20 protein-coding genes are annotated in these 19,239 nt (G+C 47.2%); 4 read left to right on the plus strand and 16 right to left on the minus strand.

Annotated elements, in window-relative coordinates; genetic code table 11:
• Window positions 1-144: 144 nt before the first annotated feature.
• The 15 genes from ACO53F_RS06830 to ACO53F_RS06900 form a co-directional block, all read right to left on the minus strand.
• A complete protein-coding gene (locus ACO53F_RS06830; protein ID WP_485137839.1) occupies window positions 145-1,467 on the minus strand; it encodes a uracil-xanthine permease family protein in 1,323 nt (440 codons plus the stop codon).
• A 246-nt stretch (window positions 1,468-1,713) separates the two neighbouring features.
• Entirely contained in the window at window positions 1,714-2,253 is a 540-nt protein-coding gene (gene nusG / locus ACO53F_RS06835) for a transcription termination/antitermination protein NusG (protein ID WP_314063557.1), read from the minus strand.
• 141 nt (window positions 2,254-2,394) lie between these two features.
• Window positions 2,395-2,892, minus strand: a complete 498-nt coding sequence (locus tag ACO53F_RS06840) for a phosphatidylglycerophosphatase A family protein (protein ID WP_485137840.1) — start codon at window positions 2,890-2,892, stop codon at window positions 2,395-2,397.
• Window positions 2,893-2,989: 97 nt separating this feature from the next.
• Window positions 2,990-3,163, minus strand: a complete 174-nt coding sequence (gene secE / locus ACO53F_RS06845) for a preprotein translocase subunit SecE (RefSeq protein ID WP_023392543.1) — start codon at window positions 3,161-3,163, stop codon at window positions 2,990-2,992.
• Window positions 3,164-3,177: 14 nt separating this feature from the next.
• On the minus strand, window positions 3,178-3,330 hold the full coding sequence (gene rpmG, locus ACO53F_RS06850) for a 50S ribosomal protein L33 (protein WP_070756439.1): 153 nt from the start codon (window positions 3,328-3,330) through the stop codon (window positions 3,178-3,180).
• Window positions 3,331-3,384: 54 nt separating this feature from the next.
• Window positions 3,385-4,011, minus strand: a complete 627-nt coding sequence (locus ACO53F_RS06855; protein WP_485137841.1) for an RNA polymerase sigma factor — start codon at window positions 4,009-4,011, stop codon at window positions 3,385-3,387.
• Window positions 4,012-4,071: 60 nt separating this feature from the next.
• Window positions 4,072-4,587: a YacP-like NYN domain-containing protein gene (locus tag ACO53F_RS06860; RefSeq protein WP_485137842.1), complete on the minus strand. Its 516-nt coding sequence runs from the start codon at window positions 4,585-4,587 to the stop codon at window positions 4,072-4,074.
• Between the two features lie 11 nt (window positions 4,588-4,598).
• Window positions 4,599-5,444: a 23S rRNA (guanosine(2251)-2'-O)-methyltransferase RlmB gene (gene rlmB / locus ACO53F_RS06865; protein WP_485137843.1), complete on the minus strand. Its 846-nt coding sequence runs from the start codon at window positions 5,442-5,444 to the stop codon at window positions 4,599-4,601.
• A gap of 1 nt (window position 5,445) precedes the next feature.
• On the minus strand, window positions 5,446-5,841 hold the full coding sequence (locus tag ACO53F_RS06870) for a Mini-ribonuclease 3 (protein ID WP_298078080.1): 396 nt from the start codon (window positions 5,839-5,841) through the stop codon (window positions 5,446-5,448).
• Window positions 5,838-7,262: a cysteine--tRNA ligase gene (cysS, locus tag ACO53F_RS06875; protein WP_485137844.1), complete on the minus strand. Its 1,425-nt coding sequence runs from the start codon at window positions 7,260-7,262 to the stop codon at window positions 5,838-5,840. Before cysS ends, ACO53F_RS06870 begins: the two co-directional genes overlap by 4 nt.
• Before the next feature lie 36 nt (window positions 7,263-7,298).
• Window positions 7,299-7,952 carry a uracil-DNA glycosylase gene (locus ACO53F_RS06880; RefSeq protein ID WP_485137845.1) on the minus strand — a complete coding sequence of 218 codons (654 nt, stop codon included), beginning with the start codon at window positions 7,950-7,952 and terminating at the stop codon, window positions 7,299-7,301.
• 84 nt (window positions 7,953-8,036) lie between these two features.
• Window positions 8,037-9,509, minus strand: a complete 1,473-nt coding sequence (gltX, locus tag ACO53F_RS06885) for a glutamate--tRNA ligase (RefSeq protein ID WP_252477792.1) — start codon at window positions 9,507-9,509, stop codon at window positions 8,037-8,039.
• Between the two features lie 16 nt (window positions 9,510-9,525).
• Entirely contained in the window at window positions 9,526-10,644 is a 1,119-nt protein-coding gene (locus ACO53F_RS06890; protein ID WP_485137846.1) for a PIN/TRAM domain-containing protein, read from the minus strand.
• 42 nt (window positions 10,645-10,686) lie between these two features.
• A complete protein-coding gene (radA, locus tag ACO53F_RS06895; protein ID WP_070756448.1) occupies window positions 10,687-12,075 on the minus strand; it encodes a DNA repair protein RadA in 1,389 nt (462 codons plus the stop codon).
• Window positions 12,076-12,111: 36 nt separating this feature from the next.
• Window positions 12,112-12,678 carry a dCTP deaminase/dUTPase family protein gene (locus ACO53F_RS06900; protein ID WP_485137847.1) on the minus strand — a complete coding sequence of 189 codons (567 nt, stop codon included), beginning with the start codon at window positions 12,676-12,678 and terminating at the stop codon, window positions 12,112-12,114.
• Between the two features lie 234 nt (window positions 12,679-12,912).
• Here ACO53F_RS06900 and ACO53F_RS06905 point away from each other — a divergent pair, with 234 nt between their 5' ends.
• Both ACO53F_RS06905 and ACO53F_RS06910 read left to right on the plus strand, forming a co-directional pair.
• Window positions 12,913-14,025, plus strand: coding sequence for an ABC transporter ATP-binding protein (locus ACO53F_RS06905; RefSeq protein ID WP_485137848.1), 1,113 nt, complete (start codon window positions 12,913-12,915; stop codon window positions 14,023-14,025).
• A 186-nt stretch (window positions 14,026-14,211) separates the two neighbouring features.
• A complete protein-coding gene (locus ACO53F_RS06910) occupies window positions 14,212-15,669 on the plus strand; it encodes an alpha-amylase (protein WP_485137849.1) in 1,458 nt (485 codons plus the stop codon).
• 88 nt (window positions 15,670-15,757) lie between these two features.
• On the opposite strand, the gene dnaB is transcribed toward ACO53F_RS06910, so the two are convergent.
• On the minus strand, window positions 15,758-17,149 hold the full coding sequence (dnaB, locus tag ACO53F_RS06915) for a replicative DNA helicase (protein WP_268443481.1): 1,392 nt from the start codon (window positions 17,147-17,149) through the stop codon (window positions 15,758-15,760).
• A 204-nt stretch (window positions 17,150-17,353) separates the two neighbouring features.
• Here dnaB and mnmE point away from each other — a divergent pair, with 204 nt between their 5' ends.
• A complete protein-coding gene (mnmE, locus tag ACO53F_RS06920; protein WP_485137850.1) occupies window positions 17,354-18,736 on the plus strand; it encodes a tRNA uridine-5-carboxymethylaminomethyl(34) synthesis GTPase MnmE in 1,383 nt (460 codons plus the stop codon).
• Between the two features lie 12 nt (window positions 18,737-18,748).
• Window positions 18,749-19,225, plus strand: a complete 477-nt coding sequence (locus tag ACO53F_RS06925; RefSeq protein WP_485137851.1) for an NUDIX hydrolase — start codon at window positions 18,749-18,751, stop codon at window positions 19,223-19,225.
• Window positions 19,226-19,239: the final 14 nt, after the last annotated feature.

Genomic DNA, 19,239 nt, shown 5'->3' on the forward strand with positions numbered 1-19,239 from the left:
TGCGCACCGTACTATTATAGCATACTCCAGCAAATATGCAATGCCTTAAGGCCTGATTTTCAGAGATTTTTTTGCTCTGCAAGATTCTGCCCATGCTTGACTTTTTCCATACAAGAAAAGCCCCCTGGAAAGGGCGCTCCTTATTTACGCTTCACCAAGTAATTCTTCAACCTTCTGGTCTTGGAATTTTTCTTCGTGTGGCAAGATTAAGTTGAGCAGGACGCCAGCCAAGGCGCAGAGGGCAGTCCCAGATAAGGTCACCGGCCCCAATTTGAGAACCGCGCCGCCCAAGCCTAGCACCAACATAGAACTGGCGATAATCAAGTTGCGGACTTGGTGGAAGTCGACTTGCTTCTCAATCAGAACCTTCAAACCGTTAGAAGCAATGACCCCGTAGAGTAGGATGGCCATACCGCCTAAGACGGGTTTCGGAATGGTGGAGATGATAGCAGTGAATTTGCCCATAAAGCTAAGCCCGATAGCAAAGAGAGCGGCATTGCGAATGACAGAAACGGAAGCGATACGGGTCATCCCTACCACCCCAGTATTCTCGCCATAAGTAGTATTGGCCGGGCCACCGATAAAGGCTGACACAGCAGTCGCCACCCCATCCCCAATCAAGGTCCGATGGAGGCCTGGTTTTTCCAAGAACTTACGGCCACAGATTTGCCCCAACACTGTATGGTCCCCAATATGTTCTGCAATGGTCACGACCGCTACCGGCAAAATCGCCCAAGTCTCTGGCCCGAAGTAGAGTTGATAGTGACTAAAGAAGCCACCGGTTTCGAATGGCAGATAGAGATGTGGCACTTCAAACCAAGCTGCCTCTAGGACTGGCTGAAAGTCTACCAAACCAAAGACAACGGCCACCAAGTAGCCCCCAATAATCCCGAAGAGGAAGGGAATGATTTTGAGAAAACCCTTGGCTTTGGTATTAATAAAGGCCGTAATTAAGAAGGTAACAATGGCGACCAGAATGTGCTTGATGTCGCCCCCCTCAATAAAACCGGCATTCTTAACCGCCGAGTTGGCTAAGCCCAAACCAATCACCATAATCATGGGCCCAATCACAATAGGCGGCAGCAAGCGATCAATCCAGGTGGTTCCAATTGCCCGAATCAAGAGTGCTATTCCAACATAGACCAGCCCAACTAGCACCACCCCGGTTTGGGCAGCAGAGACATCGCCATTCATCTGACTATTAGCGAAGGCCATGGCCTGGATAAAGGCGAAGGACGACCCTAGGTAGACCGGCACCTTGAACTGGGTCGAGACCATGTAGATGAGGGTCCCAATCCCCGAGGCAAAGAGCGCCACCGAAACCGGCATCCCCAGAATCAGGGGCACCAGAATGGTCGCCCCAAACATGGCAAAGACGTGCTGGGCACTCAACAAGAGCCCTTGTAGGAAAGGCGGCTTCTGCTCGACATCAAGCAGCATGCGGACTTTGGACGTTTGTAGTTCCATCATAACCTCTTTTCCGGGCTCCAAGACATGACAAAGAGCCCTCTGAATTTATTCCAAGGGCTCGGTAAAGTGATTTAGCCTTCTCCACCTCACGGGATGGAATTAAAAGCCCTTATTGGGAGATAGTATAGCACAAGTGAAGCCCTTTGACGAGTCTAAGCTGGACATGAGCCAATTTTGTTAAGACTTCATCACTCGCCCCACAAAAAAGAGACTAGGGAGCCTATGCCCTAGTCTCTATCTAGATTAAATATCTTCTTTTTTAACTTGCGTGAAGTCTAATTCCGCCACTGTCTCACGGCCAAACATCTCAATCACTACTTTGAGTTTGTCATGATCACGGTCGATTTCCTCGATTTGACCAGATAGGCCAGAGAAGGCCCCATCGATAATGGACACATAGTCGCCTTCTTCTACATTGAGTTCTACACGTTGACTTGGCATTGGCGCATCACCCAAGATAGCCGCAATTTCTTCTGGCAAGAGTGGGGATGGTTTTGAGCCGGCCCCATGAGAGCCAACAAAACCAGTCACACCTGGCGTATTCCGGACGATAAACCAAGCCTCATCAGACATTTCCATCTCTACTAGGACATAGCCAGGGAAGGTCTTTTCGACTTTTTTCTTCTCTACGCCATCTGTTTTCTCAACCACTTCTTCTTCAGGCACCGCAATGCGGAAGATGTGGTCTTGCATATTCATGCTTTCCGTCCGCATCTCGATATTTTCTTTGACCTTGTTTTCGTACCCTGAGTACGTGTGTAATACATACCATTCTTTACTCATCTGTCTACTCCTTTTATTTGAACCGGCAAAATAAAAAACCTACATTGGGTAGGTCGCTATCGTTAGCCTTAGTATAACATAAGGGCGGCCACTGAGACAAGACCCGGCCCAAGGAATTTCCCTGGGCATTTGGCCTAGTGGCTAGTCTTGATTTCTCTCTAAACCTGCATGGGCAATCCGGGCAGCTGCTGCCGCGGCAATGGCACCTACCAAGTCATCAATGAAAGTATTGACACGGCCAGGTGTCTTGGAATCCAACTCTTTGACGATGCCGGTCTTCATTTTGTCTACATAGCCAAAGTTGGTCAGGCCAATCGATCCGTAGACGTTGACAATGGACAGGGCAAGAATCTCATCAATGCCATAAAGCCCCGCATCGCGGGCAATAATGTCTCGCAAAATAGGCGAGAAGTGGCCCGCTTCAACTGCCATATCCAACTCAATGCCGGTGACCACCGCGTGTTGAACCTCACGTTTCTTGAGGACTTCTTGAACGTGAGACTGACACTGCTCAATCGTAATATGGGGCACATAATCCACTTGTAAGTCGTAGACAATGTGGGCAATATCCTTAACGGCCACGCCTCGTTGGCTTAAGAGATTATACATATGCTGTTCTAAGTGTTCATCGTGTGTCATGAAGCCACCATCCTTTTCCCTAAAGTAAATCAATCCGCCTAGAGAGATTCTCCAAGCGGATTGAGGTTTTCTATCTAAGTGCCTACCTCTCGCTCGCTTAGAGGGCGTAGAAGTAGTTGAGTAAGTTGGACAAGCCAAAGTCGATGCCACCGAAGTAGAGGCCTAATAAAACGACCATAATGATGACTGTCCATGTGTATTTGTTGACTTCGCCTAAGCTTGGCCAAGTCACGCGTTTCATTTCTTTTCCGACGTTCTTAATGTATCCCATGCTCTAATACCCTTCTATTTAGTTTCTTTATGCAAGGTATGCTTGTTGCAATACTTGCAGAATTTCTTGATTTCTAAGCGTTGCGACTGTCCCATCTGCGTGGGTGTCATGTGGTAATTACGTTGACCACATTCACTACAGGCTAAGGCACCTTTCTTTTGAGCCAAGGCAACTACCTCCTTTTGATGCTATATCATCTTTTAATGATAGGCAGTTCCCGGCTATTTGTCAAGCCTCTTGCAGAAATCTTCTAGTTTTTTACGACAGCGGCTTAGGGCACTTTGACAAGAACGTTGGGACTTGCCCTTGACTTGAGACATCTCCTCGACACTCATGCCATCTAGGCAAGCTAAGAGAACCTCTTTTTCCCAATCAGACAAACTTGAAAAATAACCATCGGAGGCTTCACGTGCCAGACACCAGTCTTCTGGTGCCATATCGTGACCTTGAGCTAGGGGACTCAGAGGATCGAAATGTGCCTCTAGTTGTTCTCTCACATAGTCATCCACATCCAGAGAAATACAATCGGATGCCTGAACGCGTTTATGCGCAGATTCATAACGATATAAATGGCTAAAATGTCGGATAAGGACAATTTTAAAGTAACTCTTGAAAGGAATTCCACCATTATAAGTGAAGATGGCCTTCCACAAAGTAACTCTAGCTTCTTGTTGGAAGTCTGCATAATCAAGATAGGCAGACTTACTCATCAAATAACAACTTCTAATCAAAGGACTGAACTGGCGCAACAATTGTTCAAATTGTTGACCATCAAAATCTGCCTTGAGTGCTGCAACTGCTTGATCGAGTGCTGGCATCTCTGTGTCTTCGTACTGATGAAAATCCATGGGGTTTCCTCCTCTATAAAGGTTAATATAGGGGAGAAGGAAAAGGTTTATCCCATATGTTTAAAGTGTTTTGCGCAATTGATCGAGTTTCGCCAATTGTCTTGCGCTCCACGGGCTGTGCCGGCGGAGCCGTCTACTATAGTAACGTTCGACATCTGCAGTCATTTCTTCCTTGGCTAACTTCAAATCATGCCATAATTCTTGAGCCGACATACGAAGGGCTCCCTGTTGAAAAATAGTCCATTGCTCAGCCATATCACTCGTTGCCACCGTCACGCGGTTCAACGGATGAATATAGGCTCCTACTCCCCTCTCAATATACGAGTCTGCCGTTTCGTTCTCCTCGGTAAAAACCACTTGCACTCCAGACTGCTCAAGCCTTGTCGCTCGTCCAGGCACTAATTGGGCATCAAAGACCACAATCACCTGAACCTGTCTCACCCTGGCATAACTGGCCAGTTCAGCTATTAGTCGATCCCGCGCTTCTTGGATATTAACCACTTGAAGACGCGACAGGTGTGGCCACGCACCAATCATATTGTAGCCATCCACCAAAAGGTAGGCCTGTCTTTTCATCAGTGATTCCCCTAATTCATCCGATGCCGGGCAACTTCATAAACCAATACGCCTGCTGCCACGCTAGCATTAAGACTTTGTACATGTCCCACCATTGGAATGGTAACAATGCCGTCTGCTTTTTGCTTCACAAGAGGAGAGACCCCTTGACCTTCATTCCCAATGACAATCGCTAAAGGCCCTTGACTATTCCACTGGCGCACATCTTCTCCCGCCATATCCGTGGCGAAGACCCAGATCCCTTGATTTTGTAGCAGTTCAATGGTCTGAGCGATATTCGCAACACGAACAACGGGCACATGTTCGATAGCCCCTGTGGATGTCTTGGCAACAATGCCTGTTAAACCGACTGCGCGACGCTTAGGAATGATGATTCCGTGGACACCAAAAGCATCCGCCGTGCGTAGAATGGACCCCAAATTATGAGGATCTTCAATCCCATCAAGAATCAGTAGGAAAGGAGGCTGACCTTTGCTTTCGGCCAAGGCAAGACAGTCTTCTATGGTCTGATAATCAAAAGGAGGCACGGTGAGAACCAACCCTTGGTGATTAGCACCTTGGGTCAATTCATCCAGTTTACTTTTCGGAACTTCTTGAAAAATTCCGCCGTGGTTTTTTACTAATTCTATTATACTACTTATTTTAGAATCTGCCAGCCCTTTTTGATAAAAAAGTTTGTTTATCCCCTTATTTTTTTTAAGGGTTTCCATTACCGCGTGTTTACCAAAGATAATTTCCTCTTGGGCAGATACTTCTGGGTTATTTTCTATTTTCTTGTCTGTTGTTTCATCATATTTCTTTTTATGAGTTTGTCGCTTGCTAGTTGATTTACGCGACCTACTTGTATCATATTTCATTCTATTGTCCTCTCTGATCGATTAGGGCGAGAGACTGGGCAATCAACTCCTCCAAACGCTGACTTTGTCCGGAGAGATGAAGCCAGCCAAGTAGGGCTTCAAAGCCTGTTGCCTGGCGGTAATCGCCAATGCTAGCATTCTTAGCCTTAGTATTAGCCTTATGATTACGCCCCCGTTTATAGATGGTTAATTCCTCTTCATTTAAGGTCTCTTGGTCCCGCAGACACTGCATGGCATAGGCCTGGCCCTTGGCCTCTACATAGCGGGTCGCTGCCCGATGCAGACGATTAGGCTGGGTCAAGCCAGAGGCAATGACATGCTGTCTGACATAAAGCTCATAGATTGCATCCCCAATATAGGCCAGGGCAGCCCCATTTAATTGATCTACTTGATTCATTGATTCACTCGCTTCCAAACCGTACCTTGAGGCGTGTCATCTAAGAGGATGCCTTGCTCTTTGAGTTGATCACGAATCGCGTCGCTACGGGCAAAATCCTTGTTGGCCCGAGCTTGACGCCGTTCTTCAATCAGCGCCTCAATTTCCTGATCAATACTATTGCTTTTATCTTCTAAATCCAAGCCAAATACTGCTAATAAATCATGTAGGACTTTGTCATAAAGTGACAGAACAGCTTGGCTGACTAATTCTAGGTCCAAGTAACGATTCAGGGACTTGACCAAATCAAAGAGAGCCGTAATCCCATTAGAAGCATTGAAGTCATCATCCATTGCAGTCACAAATTGCTCTTGAATGCCATTAATCTCTGTTAACCAAGTCTCATGATCTTCAAGGTCTGCGCTAGCCTGCTCCTGACGGTGCTTGAGTCGACGGAGCGCCTCCCGTAATTTGCTGACATTGGCTTGTGCTTCGGTAATCACTGCCTCATCATAGCGCAAAGGACGACGGTAGTGGGTTGTCGCCAACATGTAGCGAATGACCATAGGGTCGTAGGCTTCTAACAAGTCGCGCAGGAGGACGAAGTTCCCCAAGGACTTACTCATTTTCTCATCTTGCTTACCGATGGTCACAAACCCATTGTGGAGCCAGTAATGGGCAAAAGTATGACCAGTGCAGGCTTCAGACTGGGCAATCTCATTCTCATGGTGAGGGAAAGTAAGGTCTTGTCCGCCCCCATGAATATCAATCGTATCACCTAGGTACTTAGTGGCCATAACTGAACATTCAATATGCCAGCCAGGACGGCCCGCCCCCCACGGCGAATCCCAGGCGATCTCCCCAGGCTTGGCAGTCTTCCAGAGGGCAAAGTCCAGAGGATTGGCCTTGCGCTCTGCAACTACCTGATCCAAACGGTCGCTAGCACCTACCAATAGATCTTCTAGCGATTGGTCAGATAAATGGCCATAGTCCTTGAAGGATTCCGTCTTGAAGTAAACATCGCCTTCTGATTCATAGGCATGGCCCTTTTCAATCAAAGTCTGGACGAAAGCAATAATTTCCTCAATATTTTCCATAACTCGTGGATGAACGGTCGCCGGTTGAATATTGAGTTGCCCGGTATCTTCCTTGAAAGCCGCGATATATTTATCAGCAATGGCTTCGGGAGTTGAACCTTCGGCAATCGCTGCCTTGATAATTTTGTCATCGACGTCAGTAAAGTTGCTGACATAATTAACTTGATAACCTCGGTACTGGAAGTAACGCCGAATAGTGTCAAAGGCTACCGCGCTACGGGCGTTACCGATATGGATATAGTTATAGACGGTCGGACCGCAGACATAGAAAGCTACTTGCCCCTCTTTAATAGGACGGAAGACTTCCTTCTGCCGTGTCAAGGTATTATAGACTTGTATTACCATAGTATTGCTCCTTTGCATTAAAATAAGTAAATAGCTCTAAGCAAGCCAATCAATTGGGGTCTGCCCCTGAGCCTTTAAAAAGGCATTAGCTCGTGAAAAAGGCCGACTGCCAAAGAACCCACGATAGGCAGATAGGGGACTAGGGTGCGCCGATTCAATTACCAAGTGCTGGCTAGCGGTAATCAAAGCCTTCTTCTTGCGAGCATAGGCGCCCCACAGGATGAAGACAACCGGCTGCTCCTGTTGATTGACGACCCGAATAACCGCGTCCGTAAATGGCTCCCAAATCTGTCCCGCATGACCGTTAGCCATACCTGCTGGTACGGTCAGACAGGCATTGAGCAATAAGACGCCTTGCTGGGCCCAAGCTGTTAGGTCATGGTTGGGTTTGATACCAATGTCATCCGCTAATTCTTTGAGAATATTCTGGAGGGAAGGGGGGGCAGGCAAATCATTGGGCACAGAAAAACTGAGGCCTTGTGCCTGGCCTGGTCCGTGGTAGGGATCTTGCCCCAGAATAACCACCTTGACATCCTCTAAGGCGGTCGTTTGGATAGCATTAAAGACCCGATCACGCGGCGGATAGATTCTTCCTTGGCCGTAAACTTGGTCCATGAAATGATTAATTTGGCTGAAATAACCTAGGGGTAGTTCTTCCTTAATGGCTTGATGCCAGGCAGAATGTGACATATAGGGAGCCTCCTTAGATAGCAGATGCCTAAAAACAAAAGAGGTTGAGGCAAGTGCCCCAGCCTCTTATAGTCATCTTGAATTTTATGCCAAGAGCGCTGCTACTTGGTCAATGTGGGCTAAGGCTTTTTCTTTGCCTAAGACTTCGATTAATGCTGGTAATTCTGGTCCATGCATTTGGCCACTCACCGCAATCCGGATTGGCATGAAGAGGCCACGCCCTTTGGCGCCTGTTTCCTTCTGCACTTCCTTGATGCAAGCTTTAATATTTGCAGCCTCAAAGTCCTCTAAGTTCGCTAACTTCTCGCGAACCGCCGCCAAGACAGCCGGCACTTGCTCGCCTGCTAAAACCTCACGACTTTCTTCGTCAATCGTCAAACTATCGTTGAAGAAGAGGCTAGACAGAGAGACGATTTCTGCCCCGTAAGACATTTGCTCGTGGAAGAGTGAGACGACCTTAGTCACCCAAGCTAACTCTTCTTCCGATGGATTAGCTGATACACGGCCTGCCTCAATCAGATGTGGCAAGGCTAGCGCCGTCACTTCTTCAAGACTCGCTTGCTTCATATAGGTATTGTTAATCCATTCCAATTTCTTGGTGTCGAAGGAAGCAGGTGAAGTAGACAAACGTTCATAGTCGAAGAGTTCAATCAACTGGTCACGACCAAAAATTTCCTCTTCCCCGACTGGAGACCAACCCAAAAGGGCGATAAAGTTGAAGATAGCTTCTGGTAAATAGCCCAGGTTGCGGTATTGTTCGATAAATTGCAAGATAGCACCGTCACGCTTGCTGAGTTTCTTATGAGTCTCAGCATTAACGATTAAGGTCATATGACCAAAACGTGGGTAGTCCCAACCGAAAGCATCATAAATCATCATTTGCTTAGGTGTATTAGCGATGTGGTCATCCCCCCGCAGTACGTGGGTAATGCCCATAAGGTGGTCGTCGACCGTTACCGCAAAGTTATAAGTTGGCATGCCGTCACGTTTGCGAATAACCCAGTCACCAGAGACACTGCGTGATTCGAAGGTAATCGGACCCTTGACCAAATCTTCAAATTCATAGGTCACATCTTCTGGCACGCGGAAACGAATAACCGGTACACGACCTTCTGCTTCAAAGGCAGCTTCTTCTTCAGGCGTTAGATGAGCGTGTTGGCCACCATAGTGTGGCATTTCGCCACGGGCTTGTTGGGCTTCACGTTCTGCCTCTAATTCTTCTTCCGTCATGTAGCACTTGTAGGCCTTGCCTTCTGCCAATAGTTGGTCAATCAGTGGGTTGTAAATATGCAGACGCTCTGACTGACGGTATGGACCCACTTGGCCTGGTTTATTAGGCGCTTCATCCCAGTCCATCCCCAACCAAGTTAAGTTATCTAGCTGGCTCTTCTCGCCATGCTCAAGATTACGTTTTAAGTCGGTATCTTCAATCCGAATGACGAAGTCCCCGCCATAGTGGCGCGCGAAAAGATAGTTGAAGAGCGCTGTCCGCGCATTCCCGATGTGTAATTCTCCTGTTGGGCTTGGTGCATAACGCACACGTACTTTTGAAGTCATGTAGTTTCCTCTTTCCTTAGTAATGTGACTGCTTGGTTTCGATTTTATCTTGCGAGTGAGCGGGCTTAGCGAAAATCATACGTCCAGCGCTAGTTTGCAGGGCACTGGTGACAATGACTTTCAGTCGCTCATTCATATAATGTTGCCCGTCTTCGACCACAATCATGGTCCCGTCATCTAAATAGGCAACCCCTTGTTTGCGCTCGGTCCCGGACTTAACTACCGTGACTTCCATGATTTCGCCAGGAATCACGACCGGTTTGACCGCTAGGGCCAAGGCATTAATGTTAAAGACGGTGACATTTTGAAATTCACAGACCTTATTTAAATTATAATCGTTTGTGACGACGGCTGCATCAATTAATTTTGCCAAACGAATCAACTTGCTGTCAACCTCTGGCACATCGTCAAAATCCCCATCATAAAATTCGATTGGGATGAGCGATTCTTTTTGTAAACTGTTGAGAATGTCCAGCCCTCGCCGACCACGAGCACGCTTGAGCGAATCCGCTGAATCCGCGATGAATTGCAATTCCTTAAGCACAAAATTAGGAATCACGAGTACCCCTTCTAAGAAGTGAGTCTTGGCAATGTCGGCAATCCGACCATCAATGATAACGCTAGTATCTAAGAGTTTGTAGCGGTGGAAATTCTCGCCAGCCTTGCGCTCCAAGATACGGCTTTCCTGCTTTTCCCGCTTGCTAGCAGAGCGACTAAAAATCGTTCGCCATTCATCCTGCCGACTGGTTGCAGTTTGGTAGCCAACAATGGATAGGATGACCGACAAAACCAAGGGCAGGGCGTTAGAGATAAAGGGAATTTGCAAATTAGAGAAGGGAAGTGAGATGAGATAGCCGATAATCAAACCGACAACCCCACCAATAGTCCCGAAGAAGATGGTTGAGGTGGTTTGTTTGTTTAAGATTTCTTGTGTCTTGCGAATCCAACGAGCCAACAAAGGTGAGGCGAGATTTCCCAAGAGGGCGAAAATAATTGCGAATAATAAACCGTTAAAGTAGGTGTTCTGCAAGAAAACTTGCGTTAAATGTAACCACGGCCAAATAGAAACCCCAAAGGACACGCCAAAACTCAGTCCGATAATGGCTGAAACCATTAAGACAATACGTTTAAACATAAACCTTCCTCCTTTCCTGTTTTTTATAATGATGGCCTCCCCCTATTGGCGGGGGAAGACCTTATGAATGGCTTCCTGGATGGTGGCCACTGGCACAATTTCAATCGCTAGTGTCTGATCCAGGCCTGCTAGATTATTCTTTGGAATATAGGCTCGCTTAAAGCCCAGTTTGGCGGCTTCCTTGAGGCGCTCCTTGATTTGGCTAACCCGTCGGATTTCCCCCGTCAGACCAATTTCGCCGATGAAGCAATCTTCGATCTTAGTGGCCTGATTCCAATAACTAGACGCGATGCTGACTGCAATGGCCAAATCAATTGCCGGCTCGTCTAATTTAACGCCGCCTGTAATCTTGAAGAAGGCATCCTGATTTTGTACCAGCAGACCGCAGTGCTTTTCCATAACTGCCAAGAGCAGTGACACGCGTTGATAGTCAATCCCTGACGAGGTACGTTTGGCTGTCCCATAGACCGTTGGCGTCATCAGGGACTGGATTTCCGCCAAAATCGGTCGCGTCCCTTCAATGGAGGCCACGACAGTCGAACCCGTCGCGCCAGCCAAACGCTCTTCCAAGAAGAGCTCCGAAGGGTTGGTTACTTCTTCCAAGCCTGCTTCCAGCATTTCAAAGACCCCTAACTCATGCGTGGAGCCAAAGCGGTTTTTTACGGCTCGCAAGACCCGGAAACGATTATGGCGCTCGCCCTCAAAGTAGAGCACCGTATCCACCATGTGCTCCAACATCCGAGGCCCCGCAATATTACCCTCCTTGGTCACGTGACCGACAATAAAGGTCGCAATATTATTATCCTTGGCAATCCGCATTAAGATAGCGGTGGCTTCCCGCAATTGGGAAACACTTCCCGCCACCCCAGTATGATCTGCCAGTTGCATGGTCTGGATAGAGTCAATAATCAAAATGTCTGGAGCAATACGCTGAACTTCGCCAGCAATAACTGCTAGGTCCGTCTCCGATAAGAGATAGAAATGACTGTCCTTAAGCGATAGGCGTTCCGCCCGCATTTTAATTTGGGAGAGACTCTCTTCCCCAGAAACATAGAGGACGGTCTGACCTAGATTAGCCAGTTGAATCGAGACCTGGAGCAAGAGGGTAGACTTACCAATCCCAGGGTCGCCCCCAATCAGAACCAAGCTGCCAGCTACCACCCCGCCACCCAATACCCGGTCGAACTCTTGGAAATTGGTATGGGTCCGCGTTTCAGCCTTGTAGGTGATTTCTTCTAGACGTTGAGCCCGGTTGGCGCCTTCGCCACGCTGGGTCAAAACCTTAAACTGGCTTTTCTCGGTCTTAATAGTCGATTGGACAATTTGCTCTTCCATCTGATTCCAAGCGCCACAGTTAGGGCACTTTCCCAGATACTTGGCCGATTCGTAGCCGCAGGCCATACATTCGTAGCTTACTTTTTTCTTGGCCATAGCTTTCCTTCTTTCTTTGGCTCTAGTCCTTAGAGCCTATTGTTGGTGATGACCAGAGGAGCCGAAGCCTCCTTCGCGGGCAGCCTGCCCACCATGGTCGCCATCTGCCTTCAAGAAAGGCAAGAAGATGGCTTGGGCAATGCGCTCACCTTTTTGGATGGTTTGGTCAAAGAGCCCAAAGTTGCTAAGTTGAACGAAGACATGCCCTTCATTGCTAGGATTATTATAGTAGTCTGCATCAATGACGCCCACCCCGTTAGGCACTTGTAAGAAACGCTTGAGCGGGTTACTAGAGCGGTTAACGATTTGTAAGTATTCGTCTTCCTGCATATAAACCTTAAGCCCAGTAGGCACAAGGGTTGGTTTCAACAAACGCTGAGGATCCTCTGCTGGCTCCTTTTGGGTTGGTTTGGCATGAATCCATTGTTTCATTTCCATCGCTAAATAGCGGAAGACTTGTCGCCAGTAGGACGGAACTACAATGGTTTCTGCTGCTTCCAAATCATAACCAGCGGCATGATGGGTCGCTCGCTGCGGCAGTTGGATGGCTTTATCTCGGTAGCTAGTGATGACTTCGAAGCCACGTTTTCTTTCCTGGGTCATAGGACACCCCTTTTCTACTGAATCATCTCTATTTTACCAAATTTCCCGGCCAATAGGGTAATAAAAGCAATAAAAGTGCTTGAAAAATCACACTTTCTTACAGATTGAAAGAAACCCCTTACTTTTTGTACAATCTGCCGAAGAAATTTGTGCAGTTTGTCAATGGAATTGTAAACCGTTTTCATTTACACTATAGATGTCAATAAAATCAATCAATAAGGAGCGAATTTTCCTATGGTAGAAATGAAATTAAAAGGCATCCACAAAAAATACGATAATGCCGACTTCTATTCCGTTACTGACTTTAACTTAGACATCGCAGACCGCGAATTTATCGTCTTCGTTGGTCCTTCTGGTTGTGGTAAGTCCACTACATTACGTATGATTGCCGGTTTGGAAGATATTTCTGAAGGGGAATTATGGATTGGCGACCGCCTCATGAACGACGTAGCGCCTAAAGACCGCGACATCGCCATGGTATTCCAAAACTACGCCCTCTACCCACACATGACTGTCTTCGACAACATGGCTTTCGGGTTGAAACTCCGTAAATATCCAAAAGAAGAAATCAAACAACGTGTAGAGAACGCAGCTGAAATCTTAGGCTTGTCTCAATACTTAGACCGCAAACCAGCTGCTTTGTCTGGTGGTCAACGTCAACGTGTTGCCTTGGGTCGTGCCATCGTCCGCGATGCTAAAGTCTTCCTCATGGACGAACCGCTCTCTAACTTGGATGCTAAACTCCGTGTACAAATGCGTGCTGAAATTGCAAAATTACACCAACGCTTGAACACTACTACCATTTACGTAACCCACGACCAAACCGAAGCTATGACCATGGCTAGCCGGATTGTCATCATGAAAGATGGGATTATCCAACAAATCGGTAGCCCACAAGAAGTTTACGATACTCCAAACAACGTCTTCGTTGCTGGCTTTATCGGCTCTCCTGCCATGAACTTCTTCAAAGTTAAATTCGAAAATGGCATGATTAGCAATGGCCGCGACTTAACCTTAGAAGTAACAGATCCACAACGTCGCTACTTAGTAGAACGTGGTTACGAAGGCAAGGAAGTCATCTTCGGTATTCGTCCAGAAGACATTCAATCTGAACAAATCTTCTTAGACTCCTATCCAAAATCAGTAGTTCGTTCAGAAGTTGTCGTATCTGAATTATTAGGGGCAGAAACTATGCTTTACTCTAAAGTTGGGGATACTGAATTCATCGCGCGTGTCGATGCACGTGACTACCACAACCCAGGTGAAACCGTAGAACTCGGCTTCAACATGAACAAAGCTCACTTCTTCGACCCAGAAACTGAATTAGTCATTCGCGACCAAGCTTAAGCTTAACTCGTCTACCACTCCGGCCCTCCTCATCTGAGGAGGGTTTTTGGCGTCTATCTGACGACAATTTCACCTCAAATCTGTGACAAGTCCCTAACATCCGTCATTTAGGGACCGGTATCAGTTGCTTTTTGCCTGCCATCGTCCTAGAATAGAGCCATAGAATTGTAAAAGGAGGCTCGCACCATGCAAAACCAGACTTTAATGCAAGCTTTTGAATGGTATCTGCCGAGTGACCACCAGCACTGGAATCGACTTGCCCAACTTGCTCCAGAATTGGCTGCTAAGGGCATTCGCAAAATCTGGCTCCCGCCTGCTTTCAAAGGCACCAACAAAGACGACGTCGGCTATGGCGTCTATGACTTATTTGACTTGGGAGAATTCGACCAGAAGGGGACCATTCCTACTAAATACGGAACAAAAGACGACTATCTCAATCTGATTGAAACCTTGAAAGCCAACGGGATTGCTCCCATCGCTGATATCGTCCTCAACCACAAGGCCGGCGCCGACCACAAGGAACGCTTTACGGTCATTGAGATGAATCCTAACAATCGTCAAGAAGCAATCTCTGAACCCTTCGAAATTGAAGGTTGGACTTGCTTCACCTTTGATGGTCGCCAGAAAGCCTACAATGATTTCACCTGGCACTGGTATCACTTTACAGGGACCGACTATGACGCTGGCCGTAACCGATCCGGTATTTACCTGATTCAAGGGGATAATAAGGGTTGGGCTGACGACACGCTCGTTGACGACGAGAACGGTAACTATGACTATCTTATGTATGATGACATCGACTTCAAGCATCCGGAAGTGGTCCAACATCTCTATGAATGGGCCCATTGGTTTATTGAAACAACCGGAGTTCGCGGCTTCCGCCTAGATGCCGTTAAACACATCGACTCCTTCTTCATGAAAAACTTTATCCGGGACTTAACCGAACACTATGGCGATGATTTCTATGTCTTCGGTGAATTCTGGAATGGCGACGAAGAAGCCAATAGCCAATATTTGGAGAAAACCGACTTCCACTATGACTTGGTAGACGTCAAGCTCCACCAGAACTTCTTTGATGCCGGTCAAGCCGGGGCAGATTACGACTTGAGTAAGATCTTCGACCAAACTCTCATGCAAAACTACCCAGAATCGGCGGTTACCTTCGTTGATAATCACGATACCCAACGGGGTCAAGCCCTTGAATCGACCGTAGCAGAATGGTTCAAACCTCTGGCTTATGCCATGATTCTCTTGCGCCAATCCGGTTTACCTTGTGTCTTCTATGGCGACTACATGGGTATCCAAGGGGACTTTGCCCAAGAATCCTTCCAGGAAGTCATCGATAAATTGCTCAACCTACGGCTTTACCATGCCTATGGTCAAGAAACTGACTATCTCGATGATCCTAACTGTATTGCTTGGACTCGAGCTGGTAATGAAGAAAATGATGGTCGCCCATTGGCAGTCATTCTTTCCAACAAAGACGATGCTAGCAAGCGTCTCTTCTTAGGCCCTGAATGGGCTGGCCGTACTTTCCGTGATGGCTTAGAACACCATGAAGCCAGCATCACCATCGAAGAAGACGGTTGGGCTGATTTTCCTGTTCACGGGGGATCTGTCTCTGCTTGGATTTTAGCAGATTAAGCAATGAATAGTAGATAAATTTCCCATTATATCATATATGATATAATGGGAAAGCAAAAGGCTGAGACTTGAGTCTCAGCCTTATTTTTTATTGATAATTTACTTGATCTTCCGGGCGATAGGACAAGTTAGAAAACTTGTTATACTCTTTCTTAAAGAGTAAGTTGACGGTGTCCCGGGCCCCTGACCGGTTCTTGGCCAGAATCACTTCAATCGTGTTATCTGGCAAGGAATCGTCATGGTCTGGCTCGTCGCCCGGCTCGTCATGGCGGTGATAATCGTGACGATAGAGGAAGGCCACGATATCCGCATCTTGCTCGATAGACCCGGATTCCCGGATGTCACTTAAAATTGGTCGCTTGTTTTGGCGCTGTTCCAAGCCCCGTGAGAGCTGAGACAAGGCAATAACTGGCACATGCAATTCCTTGGCTAATTTTTTGAGTTGGCGTGAAATCTCAGAAACTTCTTGTTGGCGGTTTTCACGACCATTGCCTTCAATCAATTGCAGGTAGTCGATGACAATCAAGCCCAAGTCAGGATTTTCCTGCTTGAGTCGGCGACATTTGGCCCGAATTTCGGAGACCTTAATCCCCGCTGAATCATCGATGAAAATCTTGGCATTTTTAAGGGTATCGGTCGCAATAGTGAAGCTAGACCACTCATCTTCGGTTAGTTGACCCGTCTTCATGTTGGATGCAAAGATATTTCCCTCTGCGCAGACCATCCGATAGACTAAGTCAATCGCCCCCATTTCTAGGGAGAAGATGGCAACCGGCACCTTGGATTTAGTGGCCACGTTCTGGGCAATATTGAGGGCAAAGGCCGTCTTACCTACGGAAGGACGGGCGGCAATAATTATTAACTGATCTCCTTGAAAGCCTGAGGTCATCTTATCCAAATCATGATAGCCTGTAGCTAGTCCCGTAATGTCGCGTTTTTCCTCAGAAAGCTTAACCACACGGTCATAGGCTTCCACTACTAGGTGGCGCATTTCTTTTGGCTTATTGACTTGGCTACCTTCCCCGATTGAGAGAATCAGCTTTTCACTACGGTCTACGATATTTTCTACACTATCGGACTCATCATAGGCTTCTGAACTAATGGTTGTAGTGGCCGCAATCAGACGTCGCAAGGTCGATTTTTGTTTGACGATATTGGCATAATACTCCACGTGTTCTGCCGTTGGCGTCGCTTCGATTAATTCTGCCAGATAGCTAGCGCCTCCCGCATTTTCTAAGGCATCATAGGCTTCTAGTTGATTGACCACCATAACGAAGTCCAAAGCTCCGTTGCGGTCAAAGACCACATCAATGGCATTAAAAATCAATTGGTGGGATCGTTTATAGAAGTCATCTTCACTGATAATGGCCTGGACGGTCCCGATTTTACGTGGATCTAGGAATAAAGCACCTAGCACCGCACGTTCAGCTTCAATATTATGAGGCATTATTCGTTGCTCATTAAGATTTAATTCTGTCACTAGGTTCCCTTCTTTCTACTCATATGTAGTTTACTAAATGTCTTAGCCCTTTTCAAGTAGGGTGATATGCCCTTGCCAAATCCCCTTAAATTCTATATAATACAGATGAATTGATAGTAGCAGTCAAAGTGCTTACTACCCAACTGGCCATATCCAAGGGGGTAGTCTAGGCACTTTTTTTGTGACAAGAGAAAGGAGCCCGCCATGTACACCCAAGATACCATTGTTGCCATCTCAACTGCCCTAGGCGAGGGTGCTATCGGCCTAGTCCGCCTGTCTGGACCAGAAGCCATCGCCATCGCCAACCGGCTCTTTCCAGAAAAGGACCTCAGCCAAGTGGCTAGTCATACCATTCACTATGGACATATCCAAGATCCCCAGTCAGGCCAAATCTTGGATGAAGTCATGACCAGCGTCATGAAAGCCCCACGTTCTTATACGACAGAAGATGTCGTCGAAATCAACGGCCACGGCGGGATTGTTGCTATCCAATCCATTCTCAATGCTTGCTTAGCCCAAGGAGCTCGCCTGGCTGAAGCTGGGGAATTTACCCAGCGCGCCTTCCTCAATGGCCGGATTGACCTGTCTCAAGCTGAAGCCATCATGGATTTAATCAGCGCCAAGACTAGTCGTGCCAAAGATGCGGCTATGAGCCAGCTTCAAGGTAGCCTCAAACACAAAATTCGTCAGCTACGCGACACCATGCTTAACACCCTGGCACAGGTCGAAGTCACCATCGATTATCCAGAATACGATGATGTTGAGGAACTGTCTCTCCAACAACTGGCCTCCACAGCAGAATTGGTGCAAAGCGAAGTCCGCGCCATTTTACGTCAGGCCACCCAAGGCAAGCTTTTCCGTGAAGGGATTAAAACGGCTATTATTGGCCGCCCTAATGTTGGTAAATCCAGTCTTCTTAATTACTTAATTGGCGAAGACAAGGCCATTGTCACCGATATTGCAGGCACCACTCGGGATACCATTGAAGAATACATTTCCATCAAAGGGGTCCCCCTCCATATTATCGATACGGCCGGCATTCGCCATACGGATGAAGTAGTCGAGCAAATCGGGGTAGAAAAGAGCCGTGCCATGATTGAATCGGCAGATCTGATTCTCCTTATCTTGAATCAAGCCCAAGCCCTGGATCCTATGGATTTGGAACTTTTAGAACTGACACAAAATAAGGCCCGCATCATCCTCTTAAATAAGCAAGATTTACCTAACCAATGGTCCATTGAAGACTTAGCAAGTTATCTGCAAGATGATTCGGACATTATTAAAACTTCTGTCCTAACTGAGGACGGCTTAACTGCCCTTGAAGATGCTATTTCGGCACGCTTCTTATCCGGTAACCTCCAGTCTACCGACCTCAACTATCTCTTGAACAGTCGCCACACCCATCTGCTCAACCAAGCCCTAGCCAGTTTAGATGAAGTCATCCAGTCTTGTGACATGAGCCTACCAGTGGATCTCATTCAGATAGACTATACCCGTGCCTGGGATGCCCTGGGCGAAATCACAGGTGACAGTGTTCAAGATGAGCTCTTAACCAAGCTCTTCAGCCAATTCTGCTTAGGTAAATAAGGAGGATACATCATGCCAAAACTCGCCACTATCTGTTATATCGACAATGGCCACTCTCTGCTCTTGCTCCACCGCAACAAGAAGCCAAATGACGTCCATGAAGGCAAATGGATTGGCGTCGGCGGCAAATTAGAAGCAGGCGAAAGCCCAGAGGAATGTGTCATTCGCGAAGCCAAAGAAGAAACCGGCCTGACCCTGCACCAGCCGCAATTGGTGGGCATTATCGTCTTTCCGGAATTTACTCCCGACAATGACTGGTACACCTATGTCTTTCGGGCCCGCCATTTTGAAGGTCAAGTCATTGATTGCAATGAAGGTACCCTAGAGTGGGTACCCTATGACCAAGTCCTTAGCCGGCCTAGTTGGGAAGGGGATCATATCTTCTTAACTTGGATTTTAGAGCAGAAACCCTTCTTTTCAGCCAAATTCAGCTATTCTTCTGATAATCGCCTACTTAATCATGAAGTTATTTTTTACACTCATCCATAAATCACAAAGGAGTC

The sequence above is a fragment of the Abiotrophia sp. genome, assembly GCF_057275535.1.

Bases quoted from the DNA above. Each gene is read 5' to 3' on its own strand.
- ACO53F_RS06910 (WP_485137849.1), top strand. From the start codon at position 14,212: ATGCAAAACCAGACTTTAATGCAAGCTTTTGAATGGTATCTGCCGAGT.
- secE (WP_023392543.1), bottom strand. From the start codon at position 3,163: ATGGGATACATTAAGAACGTCGGAAAAGAAATGAAACGCGTGACTTGG.
- cysS (WP_485137844.1), bottom strand. From the start codon at position 7,262: ATGGTAATACAAGTCTATAATACCTTGACACGGCAGAAGGAAGTCTTC.
- mnmE (WP_485137850.1), top strand. From the start codon at position 17,354: ATGTACACCCAAGATACCATTGTTGCCATCTCAACTGCCCTAGGCGAG.
- gltX (WP_252477792.1), bottom strand. From the start codon at position 9,509: ATGACTTCAAAAGTACGTGTGCGTTATGCACCAAGCCCAACAGGAGAA.
- rlmB (WP_485137843.1), bottom strand. From the start codon at position 5,444: ATGAAATATGATACAAGTAGGTCGCGTAAATCAACTAGCAAGCGACAA.
- ACO53F_RS06925 (WP_485137851.1), top strand. From the start codon at position 18,749: ATGCCAAAACTCGCCACTATCTGTTATATCGACAATGGCCACTCTCTG.
- ACO53F_RS06880 (WP_485137845.1), bottom strand. From the start codon at position 7,952: ATGTCACATTCTGCCTGGCATCAAGCCATTAAGGAAGAACTACCCCTA.
- ACO53F_RS06860 (WP_485137842.1), bottom strand. From the start codon at position 4,587: ATGAAAAGACAGGCCTACCTTTTGGTGGATGGCTACAATATGATTGGT.
- ACO53F_RS06890 (WP_485137846.1), bottom strand. From the start codon at position 10,644: ATGTTTAAACGTATTGTCTTAATGGTTTCAGCCATTATCGGACTGAGT.
- radA (WP_070756448.1), bottom strand. From the start codon at position 12,075: ATGGCCAAGAAAAAAGTAAGCTACGAATGTATGGCCTGCGGCTACGAA.
- ACO53F_RS06905 (WP_485137848.1), top strand. From the start codon at position 12,913: ATGGTAGAAATGAAATTAAAAGGCATCCACAAAAAATACGATAATGCC.
- ACO53F_RS06900 (WP_485137847.1), bottom strand. From the start codon at position 12,678: ATGACCCAGGAAAGAAAACGTGGCTTCGAAGTCATCACTAGCTACCGA.
- ACO53F_RS06870 (WP_298078080.1), bottom strand. From the start codon at position 5,841: ATGAATCAAGTAGATCAATTAAATGGGGCTGCCCTGGCCTATATTGGG.
- ACO53F_RS06840 (WP_485137840.1), bottom strand. From the start codon at position 2,892: ATGACACACGATGAACACTTAGAACAGCATATGTATAATCTCTTAAGC.
- ACO53F_RS06830 (WP_485137839.1), bottom strand. From the start codon at position 1,467: ATGGAACTACAAACGTCCAAAGTCCGCATGCTGCTTGATGTCGAGCAG.
- ACO53F_RS06855 (WP_485137841.1), bottom strand. From the start codon at position 4,011: ATGGATTTTCATCAGTACGAAGACACAGAGATGCCAGCACTCGATCAA.
- nusG (WP_314063557.1), bottom strand. From the start codon at position 2,253: ATGAGTAAAGAATGGTATGTATTACACACGTACTCAGGGTACGAAAAC.